15 protein-coding genes are annotated in these 14,268 nt (G+C 63.6%); 8 read left to right on the forward strand and 7 right to left on the reverse strand.

From position 1 onward, the window contains the following. Nucleotides 1-30 precede the first annotated feature (30 nt). From paaG to HWE04_RS00100, 6 genes are all read left to right on the forward strand, one after another. Nucleotides 31-831, forward strand: coding sequence for a 2-(1,2-epoxy-1,2-dihydrophenyl)acetyl-CoA isomerase PaaG (paaG, locus tag HWE04_RS00075; protein ID WP_006461543.1), 801 nt, complete (start codon nt 31-33; stop codon nt 829-831). Nucleotides 832-928: 97 nt separating this feature from the next. Further along, nucleotides 929-2,437, forward strand: a complete 1,509-nt coding sequence (locus tag HWE04_RS00080; RefSeq protein ID WP_342222428.1) for a 3-hydroxyacyl-CoA dehydrogenase — start codon at nt 929-931, stop codon at nt 2,435-2,437. Further along, entirely contained in the window at nt 2,430-2,912 is a 483-nt protein-coding gene (gene paaI, locus HWE04_RS00085; RefSeq protein ID WP_241811150.1) for a hydroxyphenylacetyl-CoA thioesterase PaaI, read from the forward strand. Before HWE04_RS00080 ends, paaI begins: the two co-directional genes overlap by 8 nt. A gap of 120 nt (nt 2,913-3,032) precedes the next feature. After that, nucleotides 3,033-4,394 (forward strand): phenylacetate--CoA ligase PaaK, encoded by a 1,362-nt coding sequence (gene paaK / locus HWE04_RS00090; protein ID WP_241811151.1) that lies wholly within the window; start codon nt 3,033-3,035, stop codon nt 4,392-4,394. Between the two features lie 37 nt (nt 4,395-4,431). Then, on the forward strand, nt 4,432-5,637 hold the full coding sequence (gene pcaF / locus HWE04_RS00095) for a 3-oxoadipyl-CoA thiolase (RefSeq protein WP_241811152.1): 1,206 nt from the start codon (nt 4,432-4,434) through the stop codon (nt 5,635-5,637). Continuing rightward, complete coding sequence (locus HWE04_RS00100) at nt 5,637-6,425, forward strand: enoyl-CoA hydratase-related protein (protein WP_241811153.1); 789 nt, start codon at nt 5,637-5,639, stop codon at nt 6,423-6,425. Before pcaF ends, HWE04_RS00100 begins: the two co-directional genes overlap by 1 nt. A gap of 274 nt (nt 6,426-6,699) precedes the next feature. Here the strand turns inward: HWE04_RS00100 and HWE04_RS00105 are convergent, their stop codons facing one another. Both HWE04_RS00105 and HWE04_RS24595 read right to left on the reverse strand, forming a co-directional pair. Next, nucleotides 6,700-7,191 (reverse strand): hypothetical protein, encoded by a 492-nt coding sequence (locus HWE04_RS00105; protein ID WP_241811154.1) that lies wholly within the window; start codon nt 7,189-7,191, stop codon nt 6,700-6,702. Beyond that, nucleotides 7,142-7,627, reverse strand: coding sequence for a Panacea domain-containing protein (locus HWE04_RS24595; RefSeq protein ID WP_446719201.1), 486 nt, complete (start codon nt 7,625-7,627; stop codon nt 7,142-7,144). The genes HWE04_RS00105 and HWE04_RS24595 overlap by 50 nt, the downstream gene beginning before the upstream one ends. Nucleotides 7,628-8,057: 430 nt before the next feature. Here HWE04_RS24595 and HWE04_RS00110 point away from each other — a divergent pair, with 430 nt between their 5' ends. After that, on the forward strand, nt 8,058-8,990 hold the full coding sequence (locus tag HWE04_RS00110; RefSeq protein ID WP_241811155.1) for a class I SAM-dependent methyltransferase: 933 nt from the start codon (nt 8,058-8,060) through the stop codon (nt 8,988-8,990). Between the two features lie 189 nt (nt 8,991-9,179). Next, nucleotides 9,180-10,298, forward strand: a complete 1,119-nt coding sequence (locus HWE04_RS00115) for a sensor domain-containing diguanylate cyclase (protein ID WP_241811156.1) — start codon at nt 9,180-9,182, stop codon at nt 10,296-10,298. On the opposite strand, the gene HWE04_RS00120 is transcribed toward HWE04_RS00115, so the two are convergent. The 5 genes from HWE04_RS00120 to HWE04_RS00140 form a co-directional block, all read right to left on the reverse strand. Continuing rightward, nucleotides 10,299-11,186 carry a DMT family transporter gene (locus tag HWE04_RS00120; RefSeq protein ID WP_241811157.1) on the reverse strand — a complete coding sequence of 296 codons (888 nt, stop codon included), beginning with the start codon at nt 11,184-11,186 and terminating at the stop codon, nt 10,299-10,301. Between the two features lie 211 nt (nt 11,187-11,397). After that, a complete protein-coding gene (locus tag HWE04_RS00125; RefSeq protein ID WP_102663732.1) occupies nt 11,398-11,658 on the reverse strand; it encodes a YfhL family 4Fe-4S dicluster ferredoxin in 261 nt (86 codons plus the stop codon). 63 nt (nt 11,659-11,721) lie between these two features. After that, nucleotides 11,722-12,204 carry a pantetheine-phosphate adenylyltransferase gene (gene coaD, locus HWE04_RS00130; protein WP_006461533.1) on the reverse strand — a complete coding sequence of 161 codons (483 nt, stop codon included), beginning with the start codon at nt 12,202-12,204 and terminating at the stop codon, nt 11,722-11,724. A 36-nt stretch (nt 12,205-12,240) separates the two neighbouring features. Further along, nucleotides 12,241-12,903 (reverse strand): 16S rRNA (guanine(966)-N(2))-methyltransferase RsmD, encoded by a 663-nt coding sequence (gene rsmD / locus HWE04_RS00135; protein WP_241811158.1) that lies wholly within the window; start codon nt 12,901-12,903, stop codon nt 12,241-12,243. 26 nt (nt 12,904-12,929) lie between these two features. Then, nucleotides 12,930-14,264 (reverse strand): M16 family metallopeptidase, encoded by a 1,335-nt coding sequence (locus tag HWE04_RS00140; RefSeq protein WP_241811159.1) that lies wholly within the window; start codon nt 14,262-14,264, stop codon nt 12,930-12,932. Nucleotides 14,265-14,268: the final 4 nt, after the last annotated feature.

Consider the following 14,268-nt stretch of genomic DNA (forward strand, 5'->3'; position numbering starts at 1 on the left):
GGGCCCACTGATTCCTCCTCCCTCCATGCCATGAGCTATCAAACCATTCTCTTCGAGAAACAGGACGGCGTTGCCGTCATCACCCTCAATCGTCCCGACAAGCTCAACAGCTTCACGGTGGCGATGCATCTGGAACTGCGCGAGGCCATCGACAAGCTGAAAGCCGATCCCGAGGTGCGCGTGCTGCTGCTGACCGGCGCCGGACGCGGTTTCTGCGCCGGCCAGGACCTGGGCGACCGCGCCGTCAAGCCCGGTGACGAAGGCAGCGCCGGCGTCGACCTGGGCCACTCCATCGATCAGTATTACGCCCCGCTGGTGAAATCGCTGCGCGCCCTGCGCTTCCCGGTGATCTGCGCCGTCAATGGCGTAGCCGCAGGGGCCGGCGCCAACCTGCCGCTGGCCTGCGATATCGTGATCGCGGCACGCTCGGCCAGTTTCGTCGAAGTGTTCTGCAAGCTGGGGCTCATCCCCGATACCGGCGGCACCTATTTCCTGCCGCGCCTGGTCGGCACCGCGCGCGCCATGGGCATGGCGCTGCTGGGCGAGAAGATCAGCGCCGAGCAGGCCGAGCAATGGGGGCTGATCTGGAAATGCGTGGACGATGCACAGCTGATGGAACAGGCCCGCGCCATGGCCCGTCATTTCGCCAGCGCGCCTACCCTGGGTCTGGCCGCGACCAAGGCCACCCTGTACCGTAGCCCGGCGCACACGCTGGAACAGCAACTGGACCTGGAGCGAGACACCATGCGCACCCTCGGCCATAGCCGTGATTACCGGGAGGGCGTGGCCGCCTTCCAGGAAAAGCGTGCGCCACACTTTACGGGGCAGTGAGATGGAGGCAGAACGCACACCGAAATATTTACGCGTCACGCAACGGTCGAGATTGGTACCCCAGTCGCAACCGTCACCGGGAGCGCGGGCGCTACCGGTGGACACCACCATCGCCGTGGTCGGCGGCGGCACCATGGGCGCCGGCATCGCCCAGGTCGCGGCCACCGCCGGGCACCCCGTGCTGATCTACGACAGCGGCGAAGGTGCCTGCGCCCGTGCCATCGCCAGCATCCGCCTCGGCCTGGACCGCCTGGCCAGCCGGGGAAAGATCACCAGGGAGCAGGCCGAGAAGGCCAATGACTGCCTGGCCCCGGCCACGTCTCTGCGGGAACTGGCCTGTGCCGGGCTGGTGATCGAAGCCATCGTCGAGCAGTTGCCGGCCAAGCAGGAACTGTTCGCCAAGCTGGAAGACATCGTCAGCCCGGAATGCATCCTGGCCAGCAATACCTCGTCGATCTCGATCACGCGCATCGCTGCCTCGCTGCGCCACCCGCAGCGCCTGATCGGCATGCATTTCTTCAACCCGGTGCCGCAGATGGAGCTGGTGGAAGTCATCCGCGGCCTGGCCAGCGACGCCGCCGTGGTGCAATGCGTGCACGACACCGCCCTCGCCTGGGGCAAGACGCCGGTGTTTGCCAGTTCCACACCCGGCTTCATCGTCAATCGCCTGGCCCGTCCGTACTACGCCGAAGGCCTGCGGGTACTCAATGAGCGGGCATCCCAGCCGGCCACTCTCGATGCCGTGATGCGCGAATCCGGTGGTTTTCGCATGGGGCCGTTCGAGCTGATGGACCTGATCGGCCACGATATCAATTTCGCGGTCACCCAATCGGTGTTCCAGGCCTGCTTCAATGATCCGCGCTTCACGCCGTCGCTGATCCAGCAGGAACTGGTACACGCCGGCCACCTCGGCCGCAAGACCGGGCGCGGTTTCTATCATCACGGTCCGGAGCACGTACCGCCTCCGATCGAGGACGAGCTGCCCTGCAGCACGCCCCCGGTGGCACTGCAGATCTTCGGCTCCCATCCGCTGGTGGAAGTCATCCGGAAGCGCTACAAGAAGGGCCATGTTGAATACCATGGGGCACGTGCCGACAACCTGCTCCTGAAGGCTGGCCCCGGTCGGCTGTACGTCACCGAGGGGCGCACCGCCACCCAGCAATCCTACGACTACGACATGCCCGACGTGGTGCTGGTGGACCTGGCGCTGGACTATGCCACCACCAGCCGGCTGGCAGTGACCCGGTCCGACCAGTGCAGCCCGCGCGCCTATCAGGCCGTGGCCGGGGTATTGCAGGCCTGCAGCTTCGCACTCTCGCCGATGGACGATGTGCCGGGGATGATCGTCATGCGCACCGTCTGCATGCTGATCAACGAAGCCGCCGATGCCGTCAACCAGGGCGTGTGCAGCGCCGCCGACGCCGACATGGCCATGCAGAAGGGCTTGAACTATCCGCGAGGACCGCTGGAATGGGCCAATGCAATCGGTGTGGATAACGTGGTCAAGGTGCTGCAACGGCTCAGCGCCACCTATGGCGAAGACCGCTACCGCGTCTCGCCGCTGCTGCAACGCCTGCAAGCCGCGAAGAGGAAATTCCATGAATGAGACCGCACTTCCCACCTGCACCCCAGACACCGGGACGGACCCGCAAACCCTGGCCGAGGCTACGGTCCAGGCCATGTACCCGCGCGACAACGCTTCCCAGGGACTGGGCATGAAGATCCTGGACATCGCGCCGGGCCGCGCACGCATGAGCATGCTGGTGCGCAGCGACATGCTCAACGGCCATGCCACCTGTCATGGCGGCTTCATCTTTGCACTGGCCGACAGCTGCTTTGCGTTCGCCTGCAACAGCCGTAACCTCAACACCGTGGCATCGGGGTGCAGCATCGAATACGTGGCGCCGGCCCTGCGCAACGATGTGCTGACTGCCGAGGCGCAGGAACGCTCGCTGAGCGGGCGCACCGGTGTCTACGACATCACCGTGAACAACCAGGACGGCAAGTTGATCGCGCTGTTCCGGGGCAAGTCCTATCGCATCAAGGGAGAGGTGATCGCCGGCCTGCACGCCGCGCCTTGACCCCACCCGGTCGCACCTACAGCCGCACCTACAGCCGCACCTACAGCCACACCTACGGCAGCACCACCGCACCACCAGAACCAGAGATCCCGAACAACGACAACGAGACTGGAGACGAGCATGACCACCCGCAATCCCCAACCCGGCGAGCTGGACGCCATCGAGACCGCCAGCCGCGACGAACTGCAGGCACTGCAACTGCAGCGTTTGAAGTGGTCGCTCCGGCATGCCTACGACAATGTGCCGCACTATCGCCACGCCTTCGACCAGGCCGGCGTGCATCCGGACGACCTGAAGAGCCTGGCGGACCTGGCCCGTTTCCCCTTCACCAGCAAGAAGGACTTGCGCGACCACTATCCCTTCGGCCTGTTCGCGGTACCGCGCGAGCAGGTGGTGCGGGTGCATGCTTCCAGCGGTACCACCGGCAAGCCCACGGTAGTCGGCTATACGCGCAATGACATCGATACCTGGGCCACCGTGGTGGCGCGCTCGATCCGGGCAGCTGGCGGCCGGCGTGGCGACATCGTGCAGATCTCCTATGGCTACGGCTTGTTCACGGGCGGCCTGGGTGCCCACTACGGTGCGGAAAAACTGGGCTGCACCGTCATCCCCATGTCGGGCGGACAGACCGAGAAGCAGGTGCAGCTGATCCGCGACTTCAAGCCCAGCATCATCATGGTCACGCCCTCCTACATGCTCAACGTGATCGAGGAATTCCAGCGCCAGGGCCTGGACCCGGCGGCCAGTTCGCTGCGGGTCGGCATCTTCGGTGCCGAGCCCTGGACCGATGCCATGCGCGGCGAAATCCAGCAACGCGCCGGCATCGATGCAGTAGACATCTATGGCCTGTCGGAGGTGATGGGGCCGGGCGTGGCCAGCGAATGCATCGAGAGCAAGGATGGCCCGGTGATCTGGGAAGACCACTTCTATCCGGAAATCATCGATCCCGATACCGGCGAAGTGCTGCCCGATGGCGAGGAGGGCGAACTGGTCTTTACCTCGCTGTCGAAGGAGGCACTCCCGATGATCCGCTATCGCACCCGTGACCTGACGCGCCTGCTGCCGCCGACCTCGCGCTCGATGCGCCGCATCGGCAAGATCACCGGGCGCTCGGATGACATGCTCATCATCCGCGGGGTGAATGTGTTCCCGACCCAGATCGAGGAGCTGATCCTGAAGCTGCCGCAACTGGCGCCGCAATACCAGTTGCAGATCGAGCGCCATGGTCACATGGACAGCATGTGCGTCTTCGCCGAACTGCGCGAGGATGCCTCCATCGAACATGTGGAGGCACTGGAGAAGGAGCTGCAGCACAGCATCAAGACCTATGTGGGCATCTCCACCAAGGTCACCGTGGTGCCGGCGGGGATGATCGAACGCTCCTCCGTGGGCAAGGCCCGGCGCGTGATCGACAACCGCAGGAAGAACGAGGGCGCGCCCGCCTTGGAGGCCGCCACCTCTTCCCCGGCCGTGCCGGCCTGAACCCCGCAACATCACGACACAAGCGACGAGATTACACATGGACGCATTCATCTGTGACGCCATCCGCACACCCTTCGGCCGCTACGGCGGCGCATTGGGCGCGGTGCGCGCCGACGACCTGGCAGCCGCACCGATACGCAGCCTGATGGCGCGCAACCCCGGCGTGGACTGGGGCCAGGTCGACGACATCCTCTACGGTTGCGCCAACCAGGCTGGCGAGGACAACCGCAACGTGGCCCGCATGGCGGGGCTGCTGGCGGGCCTGCCGCTGGAGGTACCGGGTACCACCATCAACCGCCTGTGCGGCTCCAGCCTGGATGCGGTGGGCATGGCCGCCCGCGCCATCCGCTCCGGCGAGGTGCAGTTGATGATCGCCGGTGGCGTGGAGAGCATGACGCGCGCCCCCTTCGTGATGGGCAAGGCCGACACTGCCTTCTCGCGTAGCGCGGCGATCTTCGACACCACCATCGGCTGGCGTTTCGTCAATCCGCTGATGCAGGCATTGCACGGCATCGACTCCATGCCGGAGACGGCCGAGAACGTGGCCGAGGAATTCGCCATCGCCCGCGCCGACCAGGATGCCTTCGCCCTGCGCAGCCAGCAACGCTGGGCCGCGGCGCAGGAGAACGGCTTCTTCGCGGGAGAGATCGCGCCGCTGGCGATCCCGCAGAAGAAGGGCGATCCGCTCCTCGTGGCCACCGACGAACATCCGCGCCCCGAGACCACGCTGGCGACGCTGTCCCGGCTCAAGGGCGTGGTGCGGCCCGACGGCACGGTCACGGCCGGCAATGCATCGGGCGTCAACGACGGCGCCTGCGCGCTGCTGCTGGCCTCGGCCAAGGCAGCCGACCGGTATCGCATGCGGCCACGCGCCCGCGTGCTGGGCATGGCCAGTGCCGGGGTGGCGCCACGGATCATGGGCTTCGGTCCGGCACCGGCGGTGCGCAAGGTGCTGGCGCAAGTGGGCCTGACGCTGGCGCAGATGGACGTGATCGAACTCAACGAAGCCTTTGCCGCACAGGGGCTGGCCGTGATGCGTGCACTCGGCCTGCCGGACGATGCCGCCCACGTCAACCCGAATGGCGGCGCCATCGCCATCGGCCATCCGCTGGGAGCTTCGGGTGCACGTCTGGTGACCACGGCCATCAACCAGCTGGAACGCAACGGCGGCCGCTATGCGCTCTGCACCATGTGCATCGGCGTGGGGCAAGGGATCGCGCTGGTGATCGAGAGGGTGGCCTGATGTCGGCGCAGCCAGAACCGGAAGACATCCTGGTGGCGCGGCATGGGCCGCACGTGCTGCATCTGCGCCTGAACCGGCCGGCGCTGCGCAATGCCCTGCGCAACCAGAGCCTGCGGGAAATCGCCGGCGAACTGGCGCGCGCAGAGAGCGACGACAGCGTGCGGGCCGTGGTGATCAGTGGCAACGAGCAGGCCTTCGCTGCCGGCGCCGATCTCAACGAAATGATCCAGAAGGACGCCATCGCCACCCAGCTTGATGTGCGTGTCCAATACTGGCGCGCCATCGCCCGTTTCCCCAAACCGCTGCTGGCGGCGGTGAACGGCTATGCGCTGGGGGCCGGCTGTGAACTGCTGATGCATGCCGACATCGCCATCGCCGGGCGCGGCGCCCGCATCGGCCAGCCGGAAATCAATGTCGGCACCCTGCCCGGCGCCGGTGGCACGCAGCGCCTGATCCGCACGGTGGGCAAGCCGCTGGCGATGAAGATGGTGCTGTCGGGTGAATTCATCGCGGCCGAGGAGGCCCTGCGCGCCGGCCTGGTGGCCGAGGTGGTGGACGATGCCGACACCCTGGGCCGCACCCTGGCGCTGGCCACCACCATTGCGCAGAAATCGCCGCTGGCGGTGCGCCTGGCCAAGGAGGCCATGTTGCAATCCTTCGAACTGGGGCTGGAGGCTGGGCTGCTGTTGGAGCGCAAGTCCTTTTCCCTGATGGCGGCCAGTGCCGATCGCCAGGAGGGCATCGCGGCCTTCCAGCAGAAACGGGCAGCGGTGTTCAGCGGGCGCTGATTGCTTCTGCCTTCTAGGCCGCCAGCTCTTCTAGCCATTTTTTTGGGCTGACAACAATCCGCCTCGCCTATCTGACAAACGCATTCAGAAAGAAGCTAGAGAACCATATGCATGCAGTCAGCTTCTAGTTCGCGGCGACAACTTCGTGAAGATTCACAAGTCCATCAAGACTACGCCAGCAATGGAAATACGCTTAACGGATTTCCTCCGGACACGAAGACCTGGTTATGGTGATGGGCATGATGGACAGAAAATGCCAGTGATTCCAATCGGATCAATCTTTTCCTATTACCTTGTCAACAACCTTTTCAAACATCTTGCCAAGTGCCTCGTGAACGCTAGTTGGCAAATCACCTGCTTGACTGGGAGACGTAACCTTTAGGATTGCGATAAGGAGCACAGTTGGAACCGTGAACAATGCCACCAGGATTGCAACAACAATATGCCAAGATGAGGAATCTACCCTGTCGTGACCAGGCACTACTCCTAAGACCAATGCAATGGCCCCCAAGCCAGCTAAGTACAGTACCCCCGAAAAAATTACACCGCCGTATGCTGCTAATCGGCGGATGTTATGGCTTTGTGAGCCATCCTTTTCAATTTGCTTTCGCTCATCGCGCTCCGATCCGAACGGCCACCTCTTTGTTTTTGGAGGTGTTACAGGGGGTACGAGCTGAGTTTCACCAGAGGCAATAGGTGAACCGTCCGACGGGTTATCAGCGGGCATTCTGGATTTGTCGTCCGTAGTGGTTGCGAATTGCGTCATCAGACAGCCATCCTAGATTATTCTGACGTGCTTGCTCCCATGGCCCCCCCGGCTCATGGGTAAGAGCTGATAGCTGGAGAGCTGAAAAATACCCATAACGGTCCCAAACTTGGTTCAATAGGGACCAAAACGCTTGGTCCGAAGCTATAGGCATTAACGCCTGCCGCTCACCAGTTTGCGGATTCATTTGCGTAAGGTATGTATTAATGTCGCTAGAACCAAAATTTTTTAATTCGTGATATAGCGAGTCAAAAACAGGGCCATAGGGCCATGCCTCTGGGCGTTCTCCAACATAGCTCGACCCTACCGACACCAGGCTCCAGGCATGAATAAAGAAAACGAGCTTTTGCAATTTCATGTGCGAAATTTGGACGCCACTCTCCCTCGCCTTATACAGAAAGGCGTTTGCGACTAAGCTTGGGCTATAGGTTGGCATGCCTTAGATTATGAGACTTAATCGTTGAATTTCAACGGTTTTTAAATAAACGACACACATTTCTATCTGCTTGAATCGCAGGCTGGCTGCCAGCTTTGATCAAATGCATTTCCACTTTCGTTTTTTTGGCAGGATGCAATTTTAAGGCATCACTGAAATTACTGTGCAAACATACAGTAATTCTCAAATCGAGACCAGCATACGGATAACAGCAAATTCAAAAACTTTGTAACAGCCTAAGCTCAAAGAGAACCCTCGCCCGCCGGAGACACTTCACGAGCTTGACATCGGGATCGGGTAAAATGCCCGGCCACGGCAGGCCCTGGCTGCGCACTTGTGGTACTTGCACTTGTACCCGCACGCGCGCCACCCGTCCCGCCCCCGATACCAACCCGCCGGCTCCGCGCCGGCTCTTCGCCAGTGCAGCACCATGAGCAAGCAAGCCCCCAGCGCCCCCGGCCGCGACAAGCGCCGTGGCAAACCCGCCGACGCCGCCGGTGCAGCCAATGCCACCGGCCATTCCGACACTGCGCCGCAGGCGCATGAGATCCGCTCCGGCCAGTCCATCGAACTGCTCAAGGAACTGCACATCCTGACCCGCGACGGCAAGCTGAACCAGGACAGCCGCCGCAAGCTCAAGCAGGTCTATCACCTCTACCAGTTCATCGAACCGCTGCTGCAGGAAGTGCTGGCCGACCATCCGGACGTGAGCCTGGTGGACCATGGCGCGGGCAAGTCCTACCTCGGTTTCATCCTGTACGACCTGTTCTTCAAGGCGCTGGCCGGTGCGCCGCGCATCTACGGCATCGAGACCCGCGAAGAACTGGTACGCAAGTCCGAGGAACTGGCGGCGCGCCTGGGTTTTGGTGGCATGTCCTTCCTCAACCTGTCGGTGGCCGATTCGATCAGCTCACCCAGCCTGCCGGAGCGCATCGACGTGGTGACCGCCCTGCATGCCTGCGACACCGCCACCGACGACGCCATCCATTTCGCGCTGGCCAAACAGGCGAAATTCATCGTCCTGGTGCCGTGCTGCCAGGCCGAGGTGGCCTCGGTCCTGAACCGCAACAAGGGCAAGTCGCTGGCCAATTCGCTGACCGAAATCTGGCGCCATCCGCTGCATACCCGCGAATTCGGCAGCCAGGTCACCAATGTATTGCGCTGCCTGCAGCTGGAAGCGCATGGCTACAAGGTCAGCGTGACCGAACTGGTGGGCTGGGAACATTCGATGAAGAATGAATTGATCATCGCCCAATACCGCGACCTGCCGCGCCGCCGTCCGGCAGAGCGCCTGCAGGAGGTGTTGCGCACGCTGGGCCTGGAAGAGATGGGGACGCGCTTCTTCGCGCCGCAGGCGGCCTGAACACGCAGCGGGACAGGAACGTTTCTTGCTGGTAAAAAATCAGGCGCGGCAGCATCAAGCCGGCGCCGATGCTGTCGATATATTGCATGAGAGCAAGGCCGGCCGCCACAAGCGCAACCGGCCGCTGGGAGGCCGGGCGACCGGTCGGGGCAAGGGGCCGGCCGGGCGCCGGAAAATGCAGATGAGCACATGAGATCGACCATCGCTATGGAATCGCTGATTGCCGACAACGAACAACTGCGGGCAGAACTGCAGGACCTGCTGCAGCAGGCACACATCAACCAGTCCATCATCGAGCGCCATCAGGCGTTCGACCTCAAGCTGATCGGCGCCAGCGAATTCCGCGAACTGATCGATGTGATGCTGACCGTGATGCCGGGGGTGTTCAGCCTGGAGACGGTGACCCTGTCGTTGATCGACGGCGATTACGCGATCCAGCGCATCCTGCGCGACCTGCAGATCGGCGTGAACGAATTCCCCAAGCTGCTGTTCCTGACGCGCCCGCTGGCCTTCATCGACGACCAGCATGCCCTGCCCGAGGACAAGCCGCGCCTGGGCGAATACGTGCCGGCGCTGCATGGCCCCTTGTTCCCGCACTACCAGCCGGTCAGCGTGGCGGTGCTACCGCTGGTGCGCCAGCACCGGCTGCTGGGCTACCTGTCGCTGGGCAGTGCCTACAGCGAGCGATTCACCCGTTCGCTGGCCACCGATTTCATCGAACGGCTGGCCACCATTGCCGCGGTCTGCCTGGAAAACGTCATCAACAATGAACGCCTGAAGCACATCGGCCTGACCGATCCGCTGACCGGCGTGAACAACCGCCGCTACATCGAGCAGCGCATGCAGGAAGAAGTGGCGCGCAGCCAGCGCGACCGCTCGGCCCTGTCCTGCCTGTTCATCGACATCGACCATTTCAAGCGGGTCAACGACCAATTCGGTCACCAGAGCGGGGATGATGTGTTGCGAGAGGTAGCGGCGCGGATCAAGAAAGAGCTGCGCCTGTCGGATGCGCTGGGGCGCTTCGGCGGCGAGGAATTCGTGGTGCTGCTCACGCACGCCACCCGGGACGATGCAGCCCGCATCGCCGAGCGTATCCGTGCCGGCATCTGCAGCCGGGGTGTGATGATCGAGGGCTCGCGCGATCCTTTGAAGATCAGTGCCTCCATCGGCGCGGCCTCGCTGTCGCCGCCGGACCGCAGCCGGCCGGCGGGCGAGGTCAAGCAGGCCATGCTCAAGGCGGCCGACCAGGCGCTGTACCAGGCCAAGGAAGCCGGGCGCAACCGCGTGATGCTGGCGCCGGCGGACTGATCAGGCCGGCTGCACGGCAGGCCGGCGGTCGCGCACGATCCAGGGTGCGGCCAGAATAAGGATGCCGCCCACGATGTCCTGCGCACGCAGGCCGGCCGCGCCCAGCACCCAGGCCGAACTGCTGGCCACCAGGATTTCGGCCAGCATGATCACGGCCGTGATGTTGGCCGGCAGGCGCGCCACCCCATATTGCAGACACAGGTTCGATACCAGGAACAGCACTGCCCACAGCCCGACCACCGGCCACGCAGCCACCGGCACGTGCAGCGGCCAGGCGATCATGCCGGCCAGGGACAACCCCACACCCAACAGACCCGCCAATACACCGCTACCGGCCAGCATGGCGACGGCGCGGGCGCCATCGGAAAGTCCGTGCAGGCGCCGCAGCAAGACGTTGGTGATGGCAAACAGCAGACCGGAGAGCACGGCCATCCAGTCCGGCAGGCTCTGCGGCAGCGGCAGGCCCAGGCGCGGCTGATAGAGCACGATGAAGGCGCCGCCCAGGCCCAGTGCCACCCGGGCCAGGGAGCGCGAGGTGATGGCTTCGTGCAGGACCAGGCGCGCCAGGATCACGGTCCAGATGGGCATCAGGTAGAACAGCAGGATCACCCGCACTACATCGCCATAGGCCACCGCAACGTTGAAGGAACAGTTGGTCAGGCCCGTGGCCAGGCCCACGCACCACAGCGTCGGGTGGCGCCACAGTTGCGGCAGCTCACGCCAGCGCAGCAGCACCAGCAGCAGTGCGCAGGCGCTGAAGATGGCAGCCGTGGCCCATACCGGATGCAGACCCATACCTTCCAGCGCGCGCGTGCCGGTCCAGGACAGGCCCCAGAGGGTGGAATTGAGCAGCAGCGCGGCGACGGCGGATTTTTGCAGTGAATGCATGTTGTAGCAGGATGAAGCCGGGTGGATGAATACCGGGCGGATGAATCTGAGGCTGGCACGAGTCTGGCATTGTCTGCACCGGGGCCGATCTGTGCCTGCCGATAGCCGGTATCAAGCCTGGCCTATGGTGTTTTCCATGCGCATCCACAAAACCAAAATGCCGTTCAGCGCGACACTGAACGGCATCTCGGAAAGGACGGCGGGAATGGGATCAGGAAGCCTTGGCCCCTGCCTGCAGGCGCTCGTACTTCTCCATCAACTGCTCGCGGCTTTCACGCCAGGCCGGGTTGAAGGGGATGCAGGCCACCGGGCAGACCTGCTGGCACTGCGGCTCCTCGAAGTGACCGACGCACTCGGTACACTTGTCCGGATCGATCTCGTAGATCTGCGGACCCATGTAGATGGCCTCGTTGGGGCATTCCGGTTCGCAGACGTCGCAGTTGATGCAATCGTCGGTAATCATCAGTGCCATTGCCGCACCTCGCTTGCTTGAAACATCATTGCCCTACCTTTACCTCTTGTGGATCGCCTGGCCTTATTGCTTGGCGATCTTTTCCTTGAGCCATTTCTCGACCGAAGGAAAGACGAACTTGGAGACGTCGCCGCCCAGCTGAGCGATCTCGCGCACGATGGTGCCGGAGATGAACTGGTACTGGTCGGAGGGCGTCAGGAACAGCGTCTCGACGTCCGGCAGCAGGTAGCGGTTCATCCCCGCCATCTGGAATTCATACTCGAAGTCGGACACCGCGCGCAGGCCGCGCACGATGACGCGGGCATTGTTCTGGCGCACGAAATCCTTCAGCAGGCCGGAGAAACTCTCCACCTGGACATTCGGATAGTGGCCCAGCACTTCATTGGCGATCGACAGACGCTCTTCGAGCGAAAAGAAGGGTTTCTTGTTTTTGCTGTCGGCTACGCCCACGACCAGCTTGTCGAACAATCCGGAAGCGCGGCGGACCAGGTCCTCATGCCCACGCGTCAACGGATCGAATGTCCCTGGATATACAGCTGTGACCATGGTGTCTCCTCACCGGCTATTCAATCAGAAGGCGCATTATGCCTCAATTCGGGCACTGCTTTTGCGTTGCAATAAATGATAGAAGACCATGCCGGCCTTGTCGGCGCGGACCACTTCCCAGTCTTGCATCCACGCCGGGGCATCATCGCCGTCGAGCGGGAATTCGGCTTCGGCATAGACCAGCCCCGACGGCGCAAGCAAAGTCATGCAGACAGGCAACACTTTTTCCAGCCAGCCCTGGTGATACGGCGGGTCGATGAATACCAGGCTGTAGCCGCCGGGCTCGCGCTGGGCCGCATTCTGGGCGGCCGCCAGGGCGTCGCCGCGCAGGATGGCGATGGCGTCGGCCTTGAGCTTGTCGCGATTGGCTTCCAGCTGGCGTACCGCCGGGCTGCTGTTTTCCACCATCACCACGCGACGCGCGCCACGGCTGGCGGCCTCGAAACCAAGGGCGCCGGAGCCGGCGAACAGGTCCAGGCAGGCCACCTGGGCCCAGTCGCCATCGATCAGGTGGGTGATCCAGTTGAAGACGGTTTCGCGTACGCGGTCCGGCGTGGGGCGCAGACCTTCGGCATCCAGCACCGGGAGCGGGGTGCGCTTCCACTGGCCGCCGATGATGCGGACCTGGTGCGGGCCGCGATTGACGGGCTTGCGCGGCTTGCCCGGTGGGGCGGACTTGGGGGGACTGCTCTTGCTCATGACTTTCCTTGCTGCTGATTGTGCCTTTATGGGGCGTCGTCACCGACGATGACCGTGGACAGCTGCGCCGGCTGCACATGGCGGCGGAAGGCGGCGCGCACGTCCTGCACGCTGACGGCGCGGACGCGTTCGATCCAGTGATCCAGGTAATCCAGTGGCAGGCCGTAGAAGCCGATGACGGAGAGGTTTTCCAGCAGCTTGGCGTTGCTGTCGATGCGCAGCGCGAAACCACCGGCCAGGTTGTCCTTGGCGGCCTTGAGCTCGGCGGCGCTGGGGCCGTCCTGGAGGAATTTGTCGAGCGTGGCGCGGGTCACGCGCAATGCTTCGGCGGTCTGTTCCTTCTTGGTCTGCAGGCCGATCTGGAAGGGGCCGGGCTGGGCCAGTGGCGAGAAACCGCTATAGACGCTGTAGCTCAGGCCGCGCTTTTCACGCACTTCGTCGGTCAGACGCGAGACGAAACCGCCGCCGCCCAGCACATAGTTGCCCACCGTCAGCGCGAAGAAATCGTTGTCGCCACGCTGCAGGGCCGGGGCGCCGATGAGGATATGGGATTGCGAGGCCGGATGGGCGATACGCGTTTCTCCCCCTTTAGGCGTGGGCACCGGTGGCAGCGCCGGCAAGGCTGCGCCCTGTGGCAACTGGCGGGTGAGCGCGCTGGCAATGGCACGGGCCTGGGCTTCGGTGATATCGCCGATCAGGGCGATGACGGCGCGATTGGCCACGTAATGGGCGCGGTGGAAGGCCACCAGGTCATCACGGGTGATGGCCTGCAGGCTGGCTTCATCCGCGTCGACGGCGTAGGGGTGCGTACCATAGGCCGCTTGCATGAAGGCTTTTTCGGCGATGGCTTCAGGTTTGGTCAGTTCTTCCTTGATGTTGGCGATGGCCAGGGCCTTGTCGCGATCCAGGCCGGCCTGCGGGAAGCTGGGATGGGCCAGCATGCGCGCCAGCAGGCCTAATGCGACGTCGCGCTGGGCCGGGGCAGACAGGGTGCGCAGGCTCACGCCGGCGCGGTCCTGGCCGGCCCCACCCTGCTGCTGGGCGGCGACATCGGCGAAGCCATCCAGGATCTGTGCTTCGGACAGGGCAGCATTGGCGCCATCAGCACCCTGGCCGGCGTCCACGCCACGCGTGAGGCTGGCCACAGTCAGTTCGGCCAGGCCAGCCTTGGCGGCGGGATCACGGCGCTGGCCGGCGTCGAATTGCACGCTCACGTCCAGCATGGGAATGGAATGGTTGGCCACGAACAGTACGCGGGCGCCGTCGGGCTGGGTCCACGATTGGATCGCCAGGGCTGCCGAAGCAGGGGCGCTGCTCAGCAGGCTCAGCGGAAGGAGGAGAAAACCTAAGTATTTTTTCATGGAA

It is taken from the genome of Herbaspirillum sp. C7C2, from assembly GCF_022627865.1.
Lineage (GTDB): Bacteria > Pseudomonadota > Gammaproteobacteria > Burkholderiales > Burkholderiaceae_D > Herbaspirillum > Herbaspirillum frisingense.